At 58.4% G+C, this 17,720-nt stretch carries 14 protein-coding genes; 6 read left to right on the top strand and 8 right to left on the bottom strand.

Features of this window, described 5'->3' with window-relative positions; all coding sequences use genetic code 11:
• Positions 1-91: 91 nt before the first annotated feature.
• The 4 genes from RBB82_RS03775 (at position 92) to RBB82_RS03760 (ending at position 6,170) form a co-directional block, all read left to right on the top strand.
• Positions 92-1,684, top strand: coding sequence for a YifB family Mg chelatase-like AAA ATPase (locus RBB82_RS03775; RefSeq protein WP_433975332.1), 1,593 nt, complete (start codon positions 92-94; stop codon positions 1,682-1,684).
• A 483-nt stretch (positions 1,685-2,167) separates the two neighbouring features.
• Positions 2,168-2,389, top strand: coding sequence for a DNA-directed RNA polymerase subunit omega (locus RBB82_RS03770; RefSeq protein WP_433973785.1), 222 nt, complete (start codon positions 2,168-2,170; stop codon positions 2,387-2,389).
• Positions 2,390-2,559: 170 nt separating this feature from the next.
• Entirely contained in the window at positions 2,560-3,810 is a 1,251-nt protein-coding gene (gene rho / locus RBB82_RS03765; protein WP_260737519.1) for a transcription termination factor Rho, read from the top strand.
• Between the two features lie 206 nt (positions 3,811-4,016).
• Positions 4,017-6,170: a putative bifunctional diguanylate cyclase/phosphodiesterase gene (locus RBB82_RS03760; RefSeq protein ID WP_433973784.1), complete on the top strand. Its 2,154-nt coding sequence runs from the start codon at positions 4,017-4,019 to the stop codon at positions 6,168-6,170.
• 23 nt (positions 6,171-6,193) lie between these two features.
• Here the strand turns inward: RBB82_RS03760 and RBB82_RS03755 are convergent, their stop codons facing one another.
• Entirely contained in the window at positions 6,194-6,853 is a 660-nt protein-coding gene (locus RBB82_RS03755; protein WP_433973783.1) for a riboflavin synthase, read from the bottom strand.
• A 4-nt stretch (positions 6,854-6,857) separates the two neighbouring features.
• Entirely contained in the window at positions 6,858-8,096 is a 1,239-nt protein-coding gene (gene ribD, locus RBB82_RS03750) for a bifunctional diaminohydroxyphosphoribosylaminopyrimidine deaminase/5-amino-6-(5-phosphoribosylamino)uracil reductase RibD (protein ID WP_433973782.1), read from the bottom strand.
• An 832-nt stretch (positions 8,097-8,928) separates the two neighbouring features.
• Here ribD and RBB82_RS03745 point away from each other — a divergent pair.
• On the top strand, positions 8,929-11,625 hold the full coding sequence (locus RBB82_RS03745; RefSeq protein WP_433973781.1) for a glycoside hydrolase family 3 protein: 2,697 nt from the start codon (positions 8,929-8,931) through the stop codon (positions 11,623-11,625).
• 112 nt (positions 11,626-11,737) lie between these two features.
• On the opposite strand, the gene ftsY is transcribed toward RBB82_RS03745, so the two are convergent.
• Complete coding sequence (ftsY, locus tag RBB82_RS03740) at positions 11,738-12,742, bottom strand: signal recognition particle-docking protein FtsY (RefSeq protein ID WP_433973780.1); 1,005 nt, start codon at positions 12,740-12,742, stop codon at positions 11,738-11,740.
• Between the two features lie 118 nt (positions 12,743-12,860).
• Here ftsY and RBB82_RS03735 point away from each other — a divergent pair, with 118 nt between their 5' ends.
• Entirely contained in the window at positions 12,861-13,283 is a 423-nt protein-coding gene (locus RBB82_RS03735) for a pyridoxamine 5'-phosphate oxidase family protein (protein ID WP_433973779.1), read from the top strand.
• A 29-nt stretch (positions 13,284-13,312) separates the two neighbouring features.
• On the opposite strand, the gene RBB82_RS03730 is transcribed toward RBB82_RS03735, so the two are convergent.
• From RBB82_RS03730 to RBB82_RS03710, 5 genes are all read right to left on the bottom strand, one after another.
• On the bottom strand, positions 13,313-14,248 hold the full coding sequence (locus RBB82_RS03730; RefSeq protein WP_433973778.1) for a ketopantoate reductase family protein: 936 nt from the start codon (positions 14,246-14,248) through the stop codon (positions 13,313-13,315).
• 71 nt (positions 14,249-14,319) lie between these two features.
• Positions 14,320-14,538: a hypothetical protein gene (locus RBB82_RS03725; protein ID WP_433973777.1), complete on the bottom strand. Its 219-nt coding sequence runs from the start codon at positions 14,536-14,538 to the stop codon at positions 14,320-14,322.
• 70 nt (positions 14,539-14,608) lie between these two features.
• Positions 14,609-15,601 (bottom strand): NAD(P)H-dependent glycerol-3-phosphate dehydrogenase, encoded by a 993-nt coding sequence (locus tag RBB82_RS03720; RefSeq protein WP_433973776.1) that lies wholly within the window; start codon positions 15,599-15,601, stop codon positions 14,609-14,611.
• Positions 15,598-16,209, bottom strand: coding sequence for a glycerol-3-phosphate 1-O-acyltransferase PlsY (gene plsY / locus RBB82_RS03715; protein WP_433973775.1), 612 nt, complete (start codon positions 16,207-16,209; stop codon positions 15,598-15,600). Before plsY ends, RBB82_RS03720 begins: the two co-directional genes overlap by 4 nt.
• Before the next feature lie 219 nt (positions 16,210-16,428).
• The gene (locus RBB82_RS03710) at positions 16,429-17,700 is read right to left on the bottom strand and encodes a competence/damage-inducible protein A (protein ID WP_433973774.1); all 1,272 of its coding nucleotides are present in this window, start codon (positions 17,698-17,700) and stop codon (positions 16,429-16,431) included.
• Between the last annotated feature and the right edge of the window lie 20 nt (positions 17,701-17,720).

Raw genomic sequence — 17,720 nt, 5'->3', positions numbered from 1 at the left:
TGATGAGCTGTGTTGCTTTAGGCCATGGACAAAGATGTGGAGTGCTATCCTCATAGAAAATCTCCCCGCCACAAGGGTTCATCAGGCTCAGATGCTTTTCAAGGCTCGCAGTGCTGCAGTGTATGGAATTGACGCCCACATCATCGATGTTGAAGTCGATTTTTCCAATATCAAGCTAGACCAGGAACAGTTCCATACGGTGGGGTTGCCGGATGCGGCGGTGCGGGAGAGTCGCGACCGGGTGCGATCGGCGATCAAGAACTCTGGTTTCGAGATTCCGCCTACGCGGATCACGATTAATCTGGCGCCTGCAGATTTGAAGAAAGAAGGATCGGGTTTCGATCTGCCGATTGCGATTGGGATTCTGGGGGCTTATGGCTCGCTGCATATTAAAGATCTGAGCGACTACCTTTTGGTTGGTGAGTTGGGCCTGGATGGAAGCTTGCGGGCTGTGCAGGGGATGTTGCCGATTGCGGTGGCTGCGCGGGCGAAGGGTATTCCGAACCTGATTATTCCAGCGAGCAATGCGCGTGAGGCTGCGGTGGTCGAAGGTGTGAATGTTTACCCGGTGAAGTCTCTGCTGGAGGTGCGGGAGCTGCTGAACTCGGCGGTGATGGGTGGAATCAAGGCGACTCCGCTGAAGGTGGAGACGACCGATCTGCTTAATGAGATGCAGCACTTTCCGTTTGACTTTAAGGATGTTCGCGGACAGCAGGTGGCGAAGCGAGCGTTGGAGGTCGCGGCTGCAGGTGGGCACAATATTTTGATGATTGGTCCGCCGGGATCAGGTAAGACGATGCTGGCGAAGAGGCTGCCGTCGATTCTTGCTCCGCTGCGTTTTGAAGAGGCTCTGGAGACGACGAAGATTCATTCGGTGGCGGGGGTTCTGGATGCGGAGCAGGGGTTGGTGGCGCATCGACCGTTTCGTTCGCCGCACCATACGATCTCGGATGCTGGGTTGATTGGCGGTGGGATGATGCCGCGGCCGGGTGAGGTTTCGCTGGCGCATAACGGGCTGCTGTTTCTGGATGAGCTGCCGGAGTTTCCGAGGAATGTGCTGGAGGTGCTGCGGCAGCCGCTTGAGGATGGACACGTCACGATCGCCAGGGCGGCGATGAGTTTGAGTTTTCCGGCGAGGTTCATGCTGGCGGCGGCGATGAATCCGTGCCCGTGTGGGTACTTTAATGACAAATCGCGGGAGTGCATGTGTACCCCGCCGATGATCCAGCGATACGTGTCGAAGGTGTCGGGGCCGCTGCTGGATCGGATCGATATCCATATTGAGGTTCCGGCTGTGCAATATAAGGAGTTACGGGGCGGAGCGGCTGCGGAGGGGTCGGAGCACATCCGCGCGCGGGTGCTGGCGGCGCGGGATAGGCAGCATGCTCGGTTTGGGGCAGCGGCGGAGCGAACGAAGGGGTCGGCAAAGGGTGCTTCTCGGCAGATCTTTGCGAATTCGCAGATGAATACACAACAGATACGGGCTTATTGCGAACTGTCGTCCGACGCCGAGCGTCTGCTCGAGAGGGCGATGCAGCAACAGGGGCTAAGCGCGAGGGCACATGACCGTATCTTGAAGGTAGCAAGGACGATAGCTGATTTGGGAGGCGAGCAGGATATCGCAGTGAAGCACATTGCGGAGGCGATTCAGTATCGCACTTTGGACCGGAGTTATTGGTCGTAGGGCCGATTCAGGTGGATTATCCTGTTTCTGGAATTTATTTATTCACGGGTTCCCGAAAAAAGTATTGACCTTGAGCGTCAGACAGTTTACTTTCCTTGAAGTCGTAGTTACTCAGGTTCGGCAGGATCTCTCGAAAGCCGTATCGGGTGGCATGCGCGGAAGTCCCGGTTTGCCAGATTTCTGGTTGGCCCCTGTTTCATACCTGGCGCGGCGAGCGCGGAATCATACGGACGAGACAGTTTTGGTAGTGCTGGCATGGCCAGAGTGTTTGTGGTGTCTGTTGAACAGTGCTCTCCTCTCAGATATCAAGCTGAATTTGAGATAGTTGATGGATTGTGGAGTCCTACCGTGGGCTTCCGCGTCTAATATATGAGGTTCAATTACGGTGCCGGATCTAAGTCCGGTTGCCAAATTCTAAAGGTATTTCGGGCCAGTTTGCGCTGCTGATGAGACGCCTGTGCCTGCGAGATGAAAGGAAAAACTATGCGCTCAGATCTTATTTTTGGAGCTCTCACGCACGTGAACAACCGTTATGAGCTTTGTCAGTTGGCGTCGAAGGCGACTCGTAAGCTGCACAAGCCAAACACGCGGTTGCAGGATACGACCAACGAGGTTCTGGATCGCTTCAAGGACACCATCCCTATGGACGGAGTCAGCGAAGCGGTCGTAGAGAAGGTACAATTACAAGAGCGCCGCGCAGCTTAACGCGCGGCCGTTCCACTTCAACCACATCAACTTAACGCTTGTCTGCAATACAACCCATCCGCAATTCAAATACATCCCACTTAGTTGGCCTTCCGCAGGACCCCCCGTCAAGCAGATCCCGCCTCAGTTCCAAACAATCCCTCCTAAAATTCAAAACTCCAGGTACAACAATGACTATTTCTGAGTTAAAAGAACATAATATCGCGGAGCTAGGTAAGCTCGCGCGCGGTCTCGATATTGCCGGCACCAGCGGCCTTCGCAAGCAAGATCTGATCTTCAAGATTCTGCAGGCGCAGAGCGAAAAAGAAGGGCACATCTTTGCCGAAGGCGTGCTTGAGATTCTGCCGGATGGTTACGGCTTCCTGCGTTCGCCCGACTACAACTATCTGCCTGGTCCTGACGACATCTACGTTTCGCCATCGCAGATTCGCAAGTTCGACCTGAAGACGGGCGATACGATCAGCGGCAATGTGCGCCCCCCGCATGAGGGTGAGAAGTACTTTGCGCTGGTGAAGATCGAGGCGATTAATTTCGAGTCGCCGGAAGAGACGCGCAACAAGATTTTGTTCGACAACCTGACGCCACTGTATGCGCAGGAGCGCGTGAAGATGGAGACGGTGCGCGAGCACATCTCCGGGCGCGTGATGGATCTGCTGACACCGGTTGGCAAGGGACAGCGTGGTTTGATTGTGGCTCCGCCGCGTACGGGAAAGACGATGCTGCTGCAGTCGATCGCGAATAGCATTACGTCGAATCATCCTGAGGTGGTGTTGATCGTTTTGCTGATCGATGAGCGTCCGGAAGAAGTGACCGATATGCAGCGCAGCGTTAAGGGTGAAGTGATCAGCTCCACCTTCGATGAGCCGGCGGCGCGACACGTGCAGGTTGCCGAGATGGTGATTGAGAAGGCCAAGCGTTTGGTTGAGCACAAGCGCGACGTGGTGATTCTGCTGGACTCGATTACCCGTCTGGCGCGTGCGTACAACACGATCGTTCCGCCTTCGGGCAAGGTGCTCTCAGGCGGTGTGGATTCAAATGCGCTGCAGAGGCCGAAGCGGTTCTTTGGTGCGGCACGAAATATCGAAGAGGGTGGTTCGCTGACGATCATCGCGACGGCGCTCGTTGATACAGGCTCGCGCATGGACGAAGTGATCTTCGAAGAGTTCAAGGGAACGGGCAACATGGAAGTCATTCTGGATCGCAAACTGGTGGATAAGCGCGTGTTTCCGGCGATCGACATTCAGCGTTCGGGTACGCGTAAGGAAGAGTTGCTGATTCCGAAGGAAGACCTGCAGCGGACCTGGATCCTGCGCAAGGTGCTGAATCCACTGTCGCCGGTTGAGGCGATGGAACTGCTGACCGACAAGCTCGCGAAGACTCGGAACAATCAGGAGTTTCTGCACAACATGAGCTCGATCTAACTTCGCTGCAAGAGTAGGGAAGAGGCGTGGCCTATTGGCTACGCCTCTTTTTGTTTTTAAAAGGCTGTGGTGCTCAGAAGTTTGCAGATGCTGCCGATGATTAGAGCAGGCTGATATTTCGTTTGGGGAATGTCGAGGATAGTACCTCCTGGCTCGATCGTCGTTGCACGTATTGTTTTGCACTCTCTAGCTATGGGGTCGTTTCGATGTCGGGCACTTACAACCTCTTTTTGGTGGCGCTATCGCTTCTGGTGGCCATGCTGGCGTCGTATACGACGCTGGATCTAGCTGCGCGTATCCGCGTTCTGGAGACGGCGGGTCTGCGGCGGTTTTTCTGGCTGCTGGGGGGCGCGTCCGCGATGGGAACCGGAATATGGTCGATGCACTTTATCGGGATGCTCGCGCTACGGATGCCGATGGAGATGGGGTATGACGTCCGGATTACAGTGTTGTCGCTGGTGGTTGCAATTCTTAGCTCCGGGTTTGCGCTGCATATTGTAACGAGCAGCGAGTTGAGCCGACGCAGGCTCATCGTCGGCGGGATAATGATGGGGCTAGGAATTGCAGCGATGCATTACACAGGCATGGCGGCCATGCGAATGCAGCTTGCGATCACCTACACGCTGTGGTTGTTTGTGGCTTCGATCGGTATTGCGATTGCCGCGTCTTGGGCAGCGCTGTGGATCGCATTTACGTTGCGCGATAGTACCCAGCACCATGTTTTGATCAAGCGCTTCGGAGCCGCTCTGGTGATGGGGTTGGCGATAGCCGGCATGCACTACACGGGGATGAGCGCGGCGATTTTTCGGGCAGGCGCTGTCGGTCGAAATGCGAATAGCGTGAATGGAAACCTGCTGGCCTGCGTGGTTACGGTGACGACATTGTTCATCATGGGAGTGACCTTGATCATCTCCATGCTGGACACGCGCTTTGATGAGCGTACTTTGCAGATGACCGATTCGCTTGAGAAGGCAAATAAGCAACTGCTTTCGCTGGCGACTGAAGACACGCTGACCGGCATACCTAACCGAAACGCTTTCATGGAACATGCCGAGAGCGCGATCACTCGGTGCCAACAGAGCAAGCGTCCTTTCACCATCATGTTCATGGATATGGATGGATTTAAGACGATCAACGACTCGCTGGGACACTCCTCCGGAGATAAGTTGTTGCAGGCGTTTTCGCGGCACCTGATCCGTTCGGTGAGGCGAGACGACGTTGTAGCGAGGCTGGGCGGCGATGAGTTCGTCATGTTGCTGGATGGGATGGGAGAGCGGGATGCGATAGAACGGATCGCACGGAGTGTGCTCGCGCGCATGCAGGAAGACTTTTGCATTGATGGAGTTCCGCTGCGAGTGACTGCATCGATCGGAATTGCGAGCTATCCGAAGGATGGTGAAACTGTAGAGGCGCTGTTGAAAGGCGCGGACCTGGCGATGTATGAGGCCAAGCATAAGGGACGGAATACCTATCGTTTTTTTGAGGCAACGATGAGTGAGGCGGCGGCACGAACGCTCCAGATCTATCGCGATCTGGGGGTGGCGCATGAGCGGGGAGAGATCTCGCTGGTGTTTCAGCCGAAGTTCGGCATGGGGCGCGAGCTGGTGGGGGCCGAGGCGTTGATGCGCTGGAGACATCCTGAGATGGGTGACATTCCACCACTTGAGTTCATCGCGGTTGCTGAACTGACGGGGCAGATTATGCAGATCTCCGACTGGACGATCCGCGAGGTCTGCAGGCAAGTGAAGCAGTGGGACGCGGCTGGCCTTGCGCCGGTAAAGATAGCGATCAACCTGTCGCCTGAGCAGCTGCGACAACCTGACTTTGTGGAACATGTGCAGGCAATTCTTGTGGGCTGGGCTGTGAGGCCAGAACGGATCATGTTCGAGATCACGGAGACGATGGCGATGCAGGATGCAGAGATCGTGGCTGGTGTTATCCATCGATTTCAGGACGTGGGATTTGATATCGCCATCGACGACTTCGGGACCGGATACTCGAGCATGGCGTATCTGCAGCAGTTTCGTGTGAAGCAGCTGAAGATCGATCGATTTTTCACTTCGGGTTTGGACGATGAAGGTGTGGAGGGTGAGACGATCGTGTCGAAGATTATTGAGCTGGCTCACTCGTTGGGGATGGTGGTCGTGGCGGAGGGTGTGGAGACGAGTTCGCAGTTCAATAAGTTGAAGGAGCTGGACTGCGACGAGATTCAGGGGTATCTGATGGCCAGGCCACTGAAACCTCGCGACTTCGAGGAGTTTGTGCGTGGGCAGACGAGATCGCCCGATAAGGCTGGCGCGAAGGAGGCGGTGCTTCCTTCGTTTGGGTCTGCGGTGAAGACTCAGGGTCTACTGGCTTAGCAGGCTGGCCTTTCAGCGAATGTTCAGTAGCCGTTTGAGATGAGGTACTGCTCAGTGAGTGTGAATTTCTCTGGTGAATCTCTGCGTTCCGCGTATTTGCTGAGGACGTCCACTTCGATGTTGAGTGGGGCGCCGGGTCGAAGGGTGTGGAGGCTGGTAGCGGCGTAGGTGTGCGGGATGATCGCTACTTCGACATCGTTGCCCTGGATGGAGGCTACGGTGAGGCTAATGCCTTCGATGGTGATGGAGCCTTGCGGGACGACGTAGCGGGTGAGCGTGTCGGGGAGTTGGATGTGGAGGCGCCAGTCGGTGTCTGGTGCGTTCGGTGTGATCGGGGTGAGGGAGACGAGAGTTGCAGTGCCGTCGACGTGCCCCTGGACGACGTGACCACCGAGCGGTGAACCGGCGGGGGTGGGGAGCTCGAGGTTGACGATGGTGTCGGGGCGCAGCTGGGAGAGTGTGGTGCGGGCGATGGTCTCGGCGGCGAGGTCGGCGGAGAAGCGCGGGGGGAAGGCGTTGGGCTCGATGCTGAGGGCGGTCAGGCAGACGCCGTTGACCGCGATGCTGTCGCCGATGTTCAGGCGCGCGGTGAGGGTGGGGGAGGCGATGGTGATGCGGGTCGCGCCTGCGGTCGGCGTGACGGCGAGAAGCGTTCCGGTGGTTTCGATCAGTCCAGTGAACATGGTTTTAGCTTATCGCTTTCGCCGGTGATGTGACTTGGTTGAGCCAAGGGTCGTGGAGGTAGCCGGTGACGCAGGCGTCGGGGCCGTAGTTGGCGCGGGTGATGCGATGGAACGACTCTTCAAAGAGGTAGGGGGAGGCGATACCCTGAGCGAAGGGGATGGCCTGATTGCCTAGTTCGGTTTCGGCGTAGATCAGGACGGCTTTGTCGACCAGGTTTTGATGGATGAAGGCACCGTTGAGGTGGGAGCCGCACTCGAGCAGGAGGCTGAGGATGTTGCGCTCGGCGAGTGTGGTGAGGACGGCAGGCAGGCTGAGACGACCGGCGTGGTCGGGTACGGTTTCAACTTGTGCGCCGAGGTCGGTGAGGGCGGTGATTTTGGCGGTTGGTACGGTTTTGCTGCACAAGATCAAGAGGTTTGAGTGACCTGAGGCTTTGTCGTCACTCGCTGAGCGCACCAGTTGGGAGGAGAGAGGGATTCTTAACTGAGAGTCTAGGATGACGCGGAGGAGTGGGCGGCGGCGGGGTAAGTTGTCAGGGCCGAGCATTCCGCTCCGGTCGGTGAGTTGTGGGTCGTCGGCGAGGACGGTGCCGATGCCGGTGAGGACGGCGTCGGAGGCGTGGCGGAGGAGTTGGACCTCGTAGCGGGCGGCGGGGCCGGTGAGCCAGTGGGGCTGGTTTGGACGACGCGCCGCTGGGGGAGGGGCAAGTTTGCCGTCTACCGAGAGCGCGGCCTTGAGGGTGACGTAGGGAGTTCGGTGCTGAATGAAGTGGGCAAAGGCATCGTTCAGGTCGCGGGCCCGCTGTTGAAGGACGCCGGTGGTGACTTCGATACCGGCGGCGCGAAGTTTGGCGAGGCCTTGACCGCTGACTTGCGGGTTAGGGTCTTGCGTGGCGACGACGCAGCGAGCGATTCCTGCGGCGATGAGGGCGTCGGCGCAGGGGCCGGTGCGGCCGTGGTGGCTGCATGGCTCGAGGGTGACGTAGGCGGTGGCTCCAATAGTGGAGAATCCACGTTGTGCGGCCTGTTTGAGCGCTACGATCTCGGCGTGGTCGCGGTTGGCGTAGAGGTGTGCACCTTCGCCGATGACCTTCGGGGTGCCTCGACTCGGGGGCGTCTGGGTGAGGACGCAGCCTACCTGCGGGTTGGGCGAAGCAAGGCCGATGGTCTCTGCCGCGAGCTTGAGGGCTCGCTTCATGAACGCCTGATCCCGATCGGCACGGGTTGGTTGAGCCTGCTCCATTGAGTCTTCTCTTGCTCCGGTCCTGCACTCCTTTGAGGGAACGCCAGAGGGGGTGCCCCCCCGGTAGTACCTCGTAAGGGGTTTATTTACAACACTTACGAAAATGGATCCCTGTAAAATATTCCATCCAAAAGGCTTAAAGGCAAATATGTCTTTCTAAAAGGGTTAGCTCCTTAATCGTCGAAAGGGCTCCGGAACTCGGAACCCTTTGTCATGCATAGAACAAGTATAGCGGATTGAGGATAACTTATACGCCACGCGAATCTCCTTGTCTGGCGCGGGTTTTCGTGTGATCGGGGCTTGACAGGATTTTGGATGGGTGGAAAGGTATGTCCGTTTGCGAGTTTCGCTTTGCGACGCCGTGCCATCCTTCCAGAAGAGTGAGCGATTAGTACGAAGTTGCAGTTGTTGTAAGAGAACGAAAGAACAAGCAACCGCAAAGACAAAAGCAAATACGGGGGTTCTTCGCTGCGCTCAGAATGACAAACACTCGAATGACTGACAAACACCCAGACTGACGAACACCCAGACTGACGAACACCCAGACTGACAAACATTCTCATCAGCTAATTTGCTCTAGTGACCATTCATGCGGATTTGGCGCGGTCTATGTGGGCCAGTCTCATCTCGTTTGATCTACAATCCTCGAACTTGAAAAAAGCGACTTGCCACGTAGTGAAAGAGTGAGGCTGTCATGTGGGCAATTTGCATGACGGCTTCGACCCGTTAGTGGCAATCGTTGTGCGGAATTTTTGTGAGGGCTTTTTGGTGCTCTCTTCTTATTGGCGAAGATGGAACCGCGGTCTAAGCGGAAAGAGAAGGATATCGGGCTATGTCTTTGAGCAAGAGTAAATACCTAGCAGTCGTTTTTTGTCTGGGGGCATTGAGCGTTGTGTCTGTCGCGTCGTGGGGACAGGCGGTTCCAGCGGAGAAGGCGAATGAGGCCCGAATCGACAAGCTGTTGAAGCAGATGACGCTGGAAGAGAAGATGGATCTGATTCGCGGTGGGCTTGAAGATCCTTCTGTGTATCAAGGGCAGGCGGGATATCTGCCGGGAGTGCCGCGGTTGCATGTGCCTTCGCTGCGCATGGCGGATGGGCCTCCGGGGTTGTTGACGCGAGTGCCGGGGCAGGCTGAGACGGCTACGATGGGTGTCGCCGCAACGTTCAGCACGAAGGACGCGGAGGCGAATGGTGTGGTGATTGGCCGTGATGCCCGGTCGCTGGGCATCGATGTGGTGCTGCAGCCGTTTGTAAATATCGATCGCGACATCACATTTGCTCGCGCTTACAACACGTTTGGTGAAGACCCATTTTTGACGGGTGTGATGGGTGCTGCCGAGATTCGTGGGGCGCAGGGTCAAGGCGTGATGGCGCAGACGAAACACTATGTGGGGTACGACTCGAACTCGTACAACATCTTCATCGATCAGCAGACGCTGCATGAGGTTTATGCTGCGCCGTTTGCAGAGGCGATCAAGGCTGGGACCTCGTCGGTGATGTGCTCGTATAACCGCATCAATGGGCCGTTTGCGTGCGGCAACAGCGATACGTTGAAGACGATTCTGAAGGATGAGATGGGGTTCAAAGGCTTTGTGACTTCGGATTGGGGCGGAGTGCATAGCGTGCTGTTTCTCAACGAAGGTCTGGACATGGAGATGCCCGGCGCCGCGGAGGCGGATAGTCCGTTCAAGCCTTTCATCTCGAACTATTTTGTGACTGCTCCGCCGGAGCCGCCTTCGAATACGCCGCTCGATCCTGAAGCGCTGGCGGCAATTCTTGGAGGTCCGATTCCAGAGGAGCCGAAGGGAAATGGGCTGGATCTCGGCGGCTTCCCGCGCGATAACGATAAGACATCGATGCGTGAGGCGTTGAAGAACGGCACCGTGACCGAGGCTACGATTACGGCTGCTGCGCGGCGGGTGCTGTATGAGATCGATCGCTTCGGGTATCTGGATGGGAAGCAGAAGCATACTGTGACGCCGCAGGATATTGAAGAGAATGCTGCTGTGATTCGGAAGACCGCGGAGGATTCAGCGGTGCTGTTGAAGAATGAGCATGCGCTTCCGTTGAGCAATGACGATCTGCAGTCTCTGGCGCTGATTGGGCCGGGGGCAGGGCAGATTGCAGCGATTGGAACATTTGGAGAGCGGAGCCCTGGACTGACGGAGCGGCAGATCGGGCCGCTGGAGGCGCTGAAGAAGGGTGCTCCTTCGGCCAACATTACGTATGCGGTCGATAACGATATGACTGGCGTGCCGATTCCTGCGACGGCGTTTTCGCATGATGGGCAGCCGGGACTGCTGCGTACGGAGGCTTCAGGCGCAGGTAGCACGGATAAGCAACTGGACTTTACGCACAGCAACGGGAAGTCTCTGCCTGCGAATGGGACGGTGACGTGGAAGGGAACTCTGACTGTGCCGAGCGATGGCGAGTACTGGATTTACCTGCAGGCGCTGGGCGCGCGGGGTAAGTTGCTGCTCGACGGCAAGCGCGTGGGGCAGACGGGTGCGACGAAGGGCACGGTGCATGGCGACATTCAACACGCCACGCAGGACAATGGATTCCCGACGGTTGATGGTCTAGATAATGTGCGGCGTGCGGTGCAGTTGAGTGCGGGGCCACACGATATTACGGTGGAGGCGAGCGGAGATACTTCGAATGCGCCGGAGCAGATTCGCCTGAACTGGTCGACGCCGGAGCAGAGGCAGCAAAATCATCAGGCGGCTATCGATGCGGCGAAGAAGGCGCATACGGCGGTGGTGTTTGTGTGGACGCGAGGGAAGCCGGACTTCGCGTTGCCGGGTGAGCAGGACAAACTTGTGGACGACATTGCTGCTGTGAATCCGAACACGATTGTGGTGATGAATGTGAGTCAGCCTGTGGCGATGCCTTGGTTGAGTAAGGTCAAGGGCGTGGTGCAGATGTGGTGGACGGGCGATGAAGGCGGATGGGCTACGGCGGATATTCTGCTGGGGAAGGCGAATCCGGCTGGGCGTCTGCCGTTTACTTGGGCGAAGAAGCTCGAGGACTATGCGGCGAATGATCCGGCGCATCCGGAGCGGTCGGCTAAAGGCGTGGATGGGAAGACGACCTACTCCGAGGGCGTGGATGTGGGGTATCGGTGGTTTGATAAGGAGAAGATCGAGCCGCTGTTCCCGTTTGGATTTGGGCTCTCGTATACGACGTTTGAGTACTCGGATCTGAAGGTGTCGAAGGCTTCGGATAATGGACTGGATGTTTCAATGCGGTTGAAGAATAGTGGGAGCGTTGAAGGGGACGAGGTGCCGCAGGTGTATCTGGATGCTCCGGCGCAGCAGCCGCAGGGCGTGCAGTTTGCACCGAAGACACTGGCGGCGTTCGATCGCGTGACGCTGAAGCCGGGTGAGAGCAAGGATGTGAAGATGCATGTTGCTCCGCGTGCGCTGGAGTACTGGTCGGTGGCGGATAAGAAGTGGGTGCGATCGGATGCGAGAACGGTGCGCGTTGGGTCGTCCTCGCGTGATCTGAAGCTGAGCTCGGAGAAGTAAACGCTAAGAACCTGTGGGCCTGTTTGGCGGGATGACTGTTTGTCCTGCCGGACGGGCCCACTTCGCGTGGAGCGGTCACTCCGTGACTTGTGTACCTTTTTGTGAGTGGCTTCTAGTCGATGAGTGAGTCGACGAAGCTAGCGCTGTCGAAGGGGATGATGTCTTCGAGTTTTTCGCCGATGCCTGCGTAGATGACTGGGAGTTTAAGCTCGGTGGCGATGGCGAGGACGATGCCGCCTTTGGCGGTGCCGTCTAGCTTGGTGAGAACGATGCCGGTGACGTGGGCTGCTTCGGTGAAGAGGCGCGCTTGCGTGAGGCCGTTCTGGCCTGTGGTCGCGTCCATGACGAGGAGGGTCTGATGCGGTGCGCCGGGGATGAGCTTCTCCGCGGTGCGCCGCATCTTGTCTAGCTCCTTCATGAGGTCGGTCTTGGTGTGGAGGCGACCGGCGGTATCGACGATGAGGATTTGTGTGCCTCTGGCCTTGGCGGCGGCGCAGGCGTCGTAGAGGGCGGCTGAGGGGTCGCCACCTTGCTTGGTCTTGATGATCTGAACGTCGGAGCGTTGGGCCCAGACTTCGAGCTGCTCGATGGCGGCGGCGCGGAAGGTGTCGGCGGCGCAGAGCAGGACGGTGCGGCCCTGTGCGGTAAAGTAGGCCGAGAGCTTGCCGGTGGTGGTAGTTTTGCCGGTGCCGTTGACCCCGACCATCATGATGACCTCGGGCAGCGCTGCAGGATGCGTGATGGGGCGCGCTACGCCGTCGAGGATCTGCTTGAGCTCGGCCTTGAGGAGGCGCTTGAGGTCGTCGCCGCCCTGGATGCCGACGCGGAGGGCGCGCTGGCGCAGGTTCTCCATGACGAGTGCGGTGGTGGGGGCGCCCAGGTCTGCTGCGAGCAGAAGCGGCTCGAGGTTGACCAGGGTAGTCTCGTCGACTTCGCGGGTCAGGGCGATGACGGAGCTGATGGACTCGGAGAAGGACTCGCGAGTGCGGGTCACCGCCTGCTTCATGCGGTCGAAGAAGCCGCGCTTTTGCTCCTGCGGCTCTTGAGCTAGTGGTGTGATTGGCTCGTCAGGTTGCTGGTCGGATTTGTCGCGTTTACCGAAGAGGGAAAAGGCCATGCTTCTTATAGTTTAGCAATCCTAAGAGGGAAGAGGCGTTGGGAGGGCCAATCCAGGGATGAATTAACGCGAGGTTCGAGTGTTGACTTTGTGAGCGTGAGGCTTATCTTGTACGACTATGGCGAGATTTGAGGTTTATGAGTTCATTGCGGGGCATTCGCTGGCGGTTCTAGGGAGTATCTCGGCGGAGGGCATGCCTCAGTCTGCTCTCGTTGGGTTTGCTGTGACGAAGGAGCTGGAGATTGTGTTCGACACTCTCAATAGCACTCGAAAATATCGAAATTTGACCGCCAATGCGAATGCTTCTTTGGTGATTGGGTGGGAGGGAGAGAAGACGGTCCAGTATGAAGGGGAGGCGTTTTTGCCGAAGGGTCCTGAGCTGGAGCGATACAAGGAAGTTTATTTTGCGAAGTGGCCGGATGGACCGGGTCGGCAGAGCTGGCCGGGGTTGGTGTACTTTGTTGTGCGCCCGAGGTGGGTTCGGTTCAGCGACTTTGATCAGCGGCCGCCGTTGATCTCGGAGAGCGTCTTCGAACGGTAGCCGAGGTGGATCGCGTAATTGCTACGCGATCATCTTTTTTCTGATGTGGACTTGAGGGTGTTCTGGTAGACACGCAGGCGAACGCAGCCCGCCTGAAGTAGGGGAGCTTCTACCTGGTAGGAGTGGCCGTAGTCCACCAGGTCTCCGAGAATGGTATCGACCTCGACGTGCGCTCCCTTTTTCAAGTCGCGGTACATGGACGAGGTAAGCTTCGAGTCTTTCAAGGTGGCTTGTTTGAGTATGTTGTCGATGAGAGATTGAGGCGGAGGAAATCCGCAGGCGGTGGCGACGGCGACGCACTCGTCGATGGCCTGCAATACAGTCTGTTGACCGTCGGGCACGGCGTTGATCTCGCCGATAGGCCCGTCGAGCAGACACGTGACGAGGCCGAGGGATGCGATCATCACCCACTTCTGCCACATCTCCTGCGTGATGTTGGCGGAGAGTTCGGTGTCGAAGCCTGCGTCGCGAAAGGTGTCGTCCAGAGCACGGATGCGAGGGGTGATCTCTCCGTTGAGTTCGCCGTAGGTGAGCTTTTGCAGCGGCGCGATCTGCACGATGCGCTCCTGTTCGTCCAGATCCGCGATGACGATACAGACACCACCGAGAACGGCGCGCTCGCCGAAGGCCTTGGTGAGGGTCCTGATGTGCCGCATTCCGTTGAGGACTGGATAGATCATTGTTTGAGGGCCGACGGCGGGCGTCATGTCCTTGATTGCCTGGTCGAGAGCCTGGGCCTTCACGCTGAGAAAGATAATGTCGTAGGCGCTAACGATCTCCTGGGCGGTGATGATCTTTGGTTTGAGGGTCAGATCACCGTGCGGGCTGAGGATGCGGAGACCGTCACGCTGGAGTTGCTGCGCGCGAGCAGGTCTGACGAGAAAAGTGACGTCGCGGCCTGCCTGTTCGAGACGCGCTCCAAAGTAACCGCCGACAGCACCCGCACCGACAACCAGAATCTTCATCTTCGCCCTCGTGACGTTTGGATGTACGACCGCGTATTTTGATTTGTTTGTGTGGAGCTATTCGTGGGCGTTCAGTTCGCAGCAGGTGGCGTGCTGGATGCCGGAGCTGGTGCGGGCTGAGCGGGAGACTGCCAGACCGACGGACGAACGAGGAGGAGGAGATAGATTACGAGGATTGCAATGAGGACGAGGCCGCCGACGAAGATGTGCGGACGAAATCCCATGTAGGTTTTGTGCTTCGGAAGATCGGGTGGAGGGATGTGCCCGTGTTCGGAGTGGTGTTCGTGCATGCACACCAGCTTAGACGCAAAACTGCTTTCTGTACGGACAGATGGAAACATTATGGAAGCGGGAGATGGTCTATTCGTCGCGACCGGGGCGGGACATAAGCTCACGGATAGCCTCTTTGGGGCTTTTGTTGCGGTGAAGGATGGCGTCCATCTGCTCGGTGATCGGCATCTCGACGGCGTAGCGGGCGGCTAGACCGAGAGCCGCGGCGGTGCTTCGGACGCCCTCGGCTACCTTGCCGTTGAGGCCCGCGATGATGTCGTTGAGTTGGCGGCCGCGGCCAAGCTCGATGCCGACAGAGCGATTGCGTGAGAGAGAGCCGGTGCAGGTGAGGACGAGGTCGCCGATACCGGAGAGGCCAGCGAGGGTCTGGCGGCGGCCACCACAGGCGACAGCGAGGCGGGTCACCTCGGCGATGCCGCGGGTGATGAGCGCGGCGGATGAGTTGTGACCGAGATTGAGGCCGCTGGCGACTCCGGCGGCCAGGGCGATGACGTTCTTAAGGGCGCCGCCGAGTTCGACGCCGGGGACATCTTCGTTGGTGTAAACGCGCAGAGTCGGAGAGGTGAAGTCACGCTGGATCGTCTGTGCGACCGGGAGCATATTGGAGGCAACGACCACCGCAGTGGGGATGCCCGCTGCTACCTCTTGTGCAAACGACGGTCCGCTGAGGACGGCAAACGGGTTGCCGGTGATGGATGCGACGACCTGAGACATGCGGAGGAAGCTGGCCTCTTCCAGGCCTTTGCTTGCGCTGAGGATGATCTGGTTGCGGGTGAGCATTGGGCCGATGTGCGTGATGACTCCACGAAGATGTTGCGAGGGTGTGACGCAGAGGAGAATGTCCGCTTCGAAGATGGCGCCGGGAAGGTCGGAGGTGATCTGGATGTCGACGGGGAGGGTGAAGCCGGGGAGGTAGGGAAGGTTTTCACCTGCGTCGGCGAGTTGCTCGGCGAGTGCTGTGGAGTGTGACCAGAGACACAACTGATGGCCGCCGCGACGGGCGAGGGAGAGAGCGAGAGCCGTGCCCCAGGCCCCAGCTCCCAGCACGGTGATGCGGCTCATGCTACCGCCTTTTTCTTGCCAAAGCGGCTCTCGGTACCGGCGAGGAGGCGGCGGATGTTCTCGCGGTGCTTGACGATGACGAGGAGCGGGATGAAGAGGAAACCGGCGATGACGATGGGTGTTCGCTGATGTACGAAGTAGAAGCCGAAGAGAGGGAAGGTGGCCGAGCCTATGATTGAGGCAAGCGAGACGTAGCGGGTGATCAGGACGATGATCAGGAAGACCGCGAAGATACAGGCGGCCGCCGCCGGGGTGAGAGCGAGGAAGACGCCCAGGGCGCTGGCGACGCCTTTGCCGCCACGGAAGCCGAGCCAGATGGGGTAGACGTGTCCGAGGATAGCGGCCACGGCGGCGACTACAGCGAGGTCGTAGTTGCCCGGGGCGAGGTGCTGAGCGATCTTGACGGCAAGGAAGGCTTTGCCGAGGTCGAGCAGGAGAGTCGCGATTCCAAGGCCCTTGGCTCCGCTGCGGGCGACGTTGGTCGCACCGATGTTTCCGCTGCCGGTAGCGCGTATATCTTCGTGGCGAAAGATTTTGACGAGAAGATAGCCGAAAGGAATGGACCCAAGAAGATATGCGATCGGAATGGAGAGGAGCCAGGGGTTCATTGTCGTCTGGTTGAGTCTACCAAGTGTTGGATAAGGAATTGGTTAGCGGGATTCGCCCGAGCGTTGGCTGGACAAGGGAAAATAATGGGAGGGTGGAGACGCTGATTATTCTGATGTCATCGGGAGAGAGTTTGCAGTTAGCGCCAAGGCGGGACGTGATCTTTCATTGGGCTAAGACCTTACACTTAACCGCAAAGAAAACGGAAGCGCTTTTTCACGCTAGAGGATGTGACGGCGGATGAGTTCGAGGGCGTTCTGGCTGGCCCACCAGCGGATGCGCTCGCGGTCGCCGAAGAGGTTGAACTCTTTTACCTGTGTTTGGTAAGCATCGGCGAGACCGATGTAGACGAGGCCGATGGGTTTTTGAGCGTCAGGACCGGGAGCGCCGGGTCCGGGGCCAGCGATGCCTGTGATTGAGATTCCGAGCGAGGCGCCGGTGCGGGCGCGTATGCCCTCGGCGAGCGCGCGTGCCACCTCGGGAGAGACAGGGCCTTTGGTGGCGACGAGTTCGGATGGGACGTCGGCGAAGGTGGTTTTGAGTGCGTCGCTGTAGACGACGGCGCCGCCGAGGAAGTACCGCGAACTGCCGGGAATGGCCGTGAGGCGCTCGGCCAGCAGGCCTCCGGTGCAGCTCTCGGCGGTCGCCAGGGTGAGGTCGCGTAGTCCGAGGTTGAGCAGGACGACCTCTTCGAGTGATTCGCCGTGTGAGGAGAAGATGGTGTCCTCCATCTCGGCTTCGATCTTTTCGGCGAGTTCATCGACGCGGTGGCGAGCCTCGGCGAGGGTGGGTTTTGCGCAGACGAAGTGAAGTTGGATCTCGCCGGCAGCGGCGAGGATGGTGGTCTCGATGTCGGTGTATTGCTTGTAGATCGGTGCGGTGCGGGCGTCGACGTGCGACTCGGGGATGAGCGCCATGCGGAGCATTCGTTTGGCGAGATGGCGCGCAGGAAGCGATGCGGCGAGACGTGGCTTGACCTGATGGTCGAAGAGCGGATTTAGCTCCTTCGGTGGTCCGGGTAGCAGGATGATGATCTTGCGGATTGGTTTGCCGTCGGCGTCGGGGACGGTGGTGTCGAGGAATTGGCCAGGAGCGCTGCCGTTGATGTTTTCTAGGACGACGGCACCGGCGAGGACGTCGGCCTGTTTGCTGTTGTTCGGCGGCATGACCATCTGTCGCGCGGCGAAGCGCTTGTAGAGCTGCGTGAGGATGGCGGGATCGGGGTGAAGCTGGATATTGAGTGCGGCGGCGGCAGCTTCGCGGGTGAGGTCATCTTCGGTGGGACCGAGGCCGCCCGAGAAGATGACGACATCGGCGCGGGAGATGGCGATGCGGGCAGCACCGGTGAGGTGGGCGAGGTTGTCGCCTACGATGGTCTTGAAGGCGACCTGAACGCCGAGGTCGTTGAGGCCGTCGGTCAGGTAGAGCGAGTTGGTGTCCTGCCGAAAAGGCGTTAGCATCTCGGAGCCGGCAGCAATGATTTCAGCGATCATGTGGTGATGGTTCTCTCCGC

It is taken from the genome of Tunturiibacter lichenicola (assembly GCF_051013355.1).
GTDB lineage: Bacteria > Acidobacteriota > Terriglobia > Terriglobales > Acidobacteriaceae > Edaphobacter > Edaphobacter lichenicola_F.
This window is presented reverse-complemented; position numbering and strand designations above follow the sequence as displayed.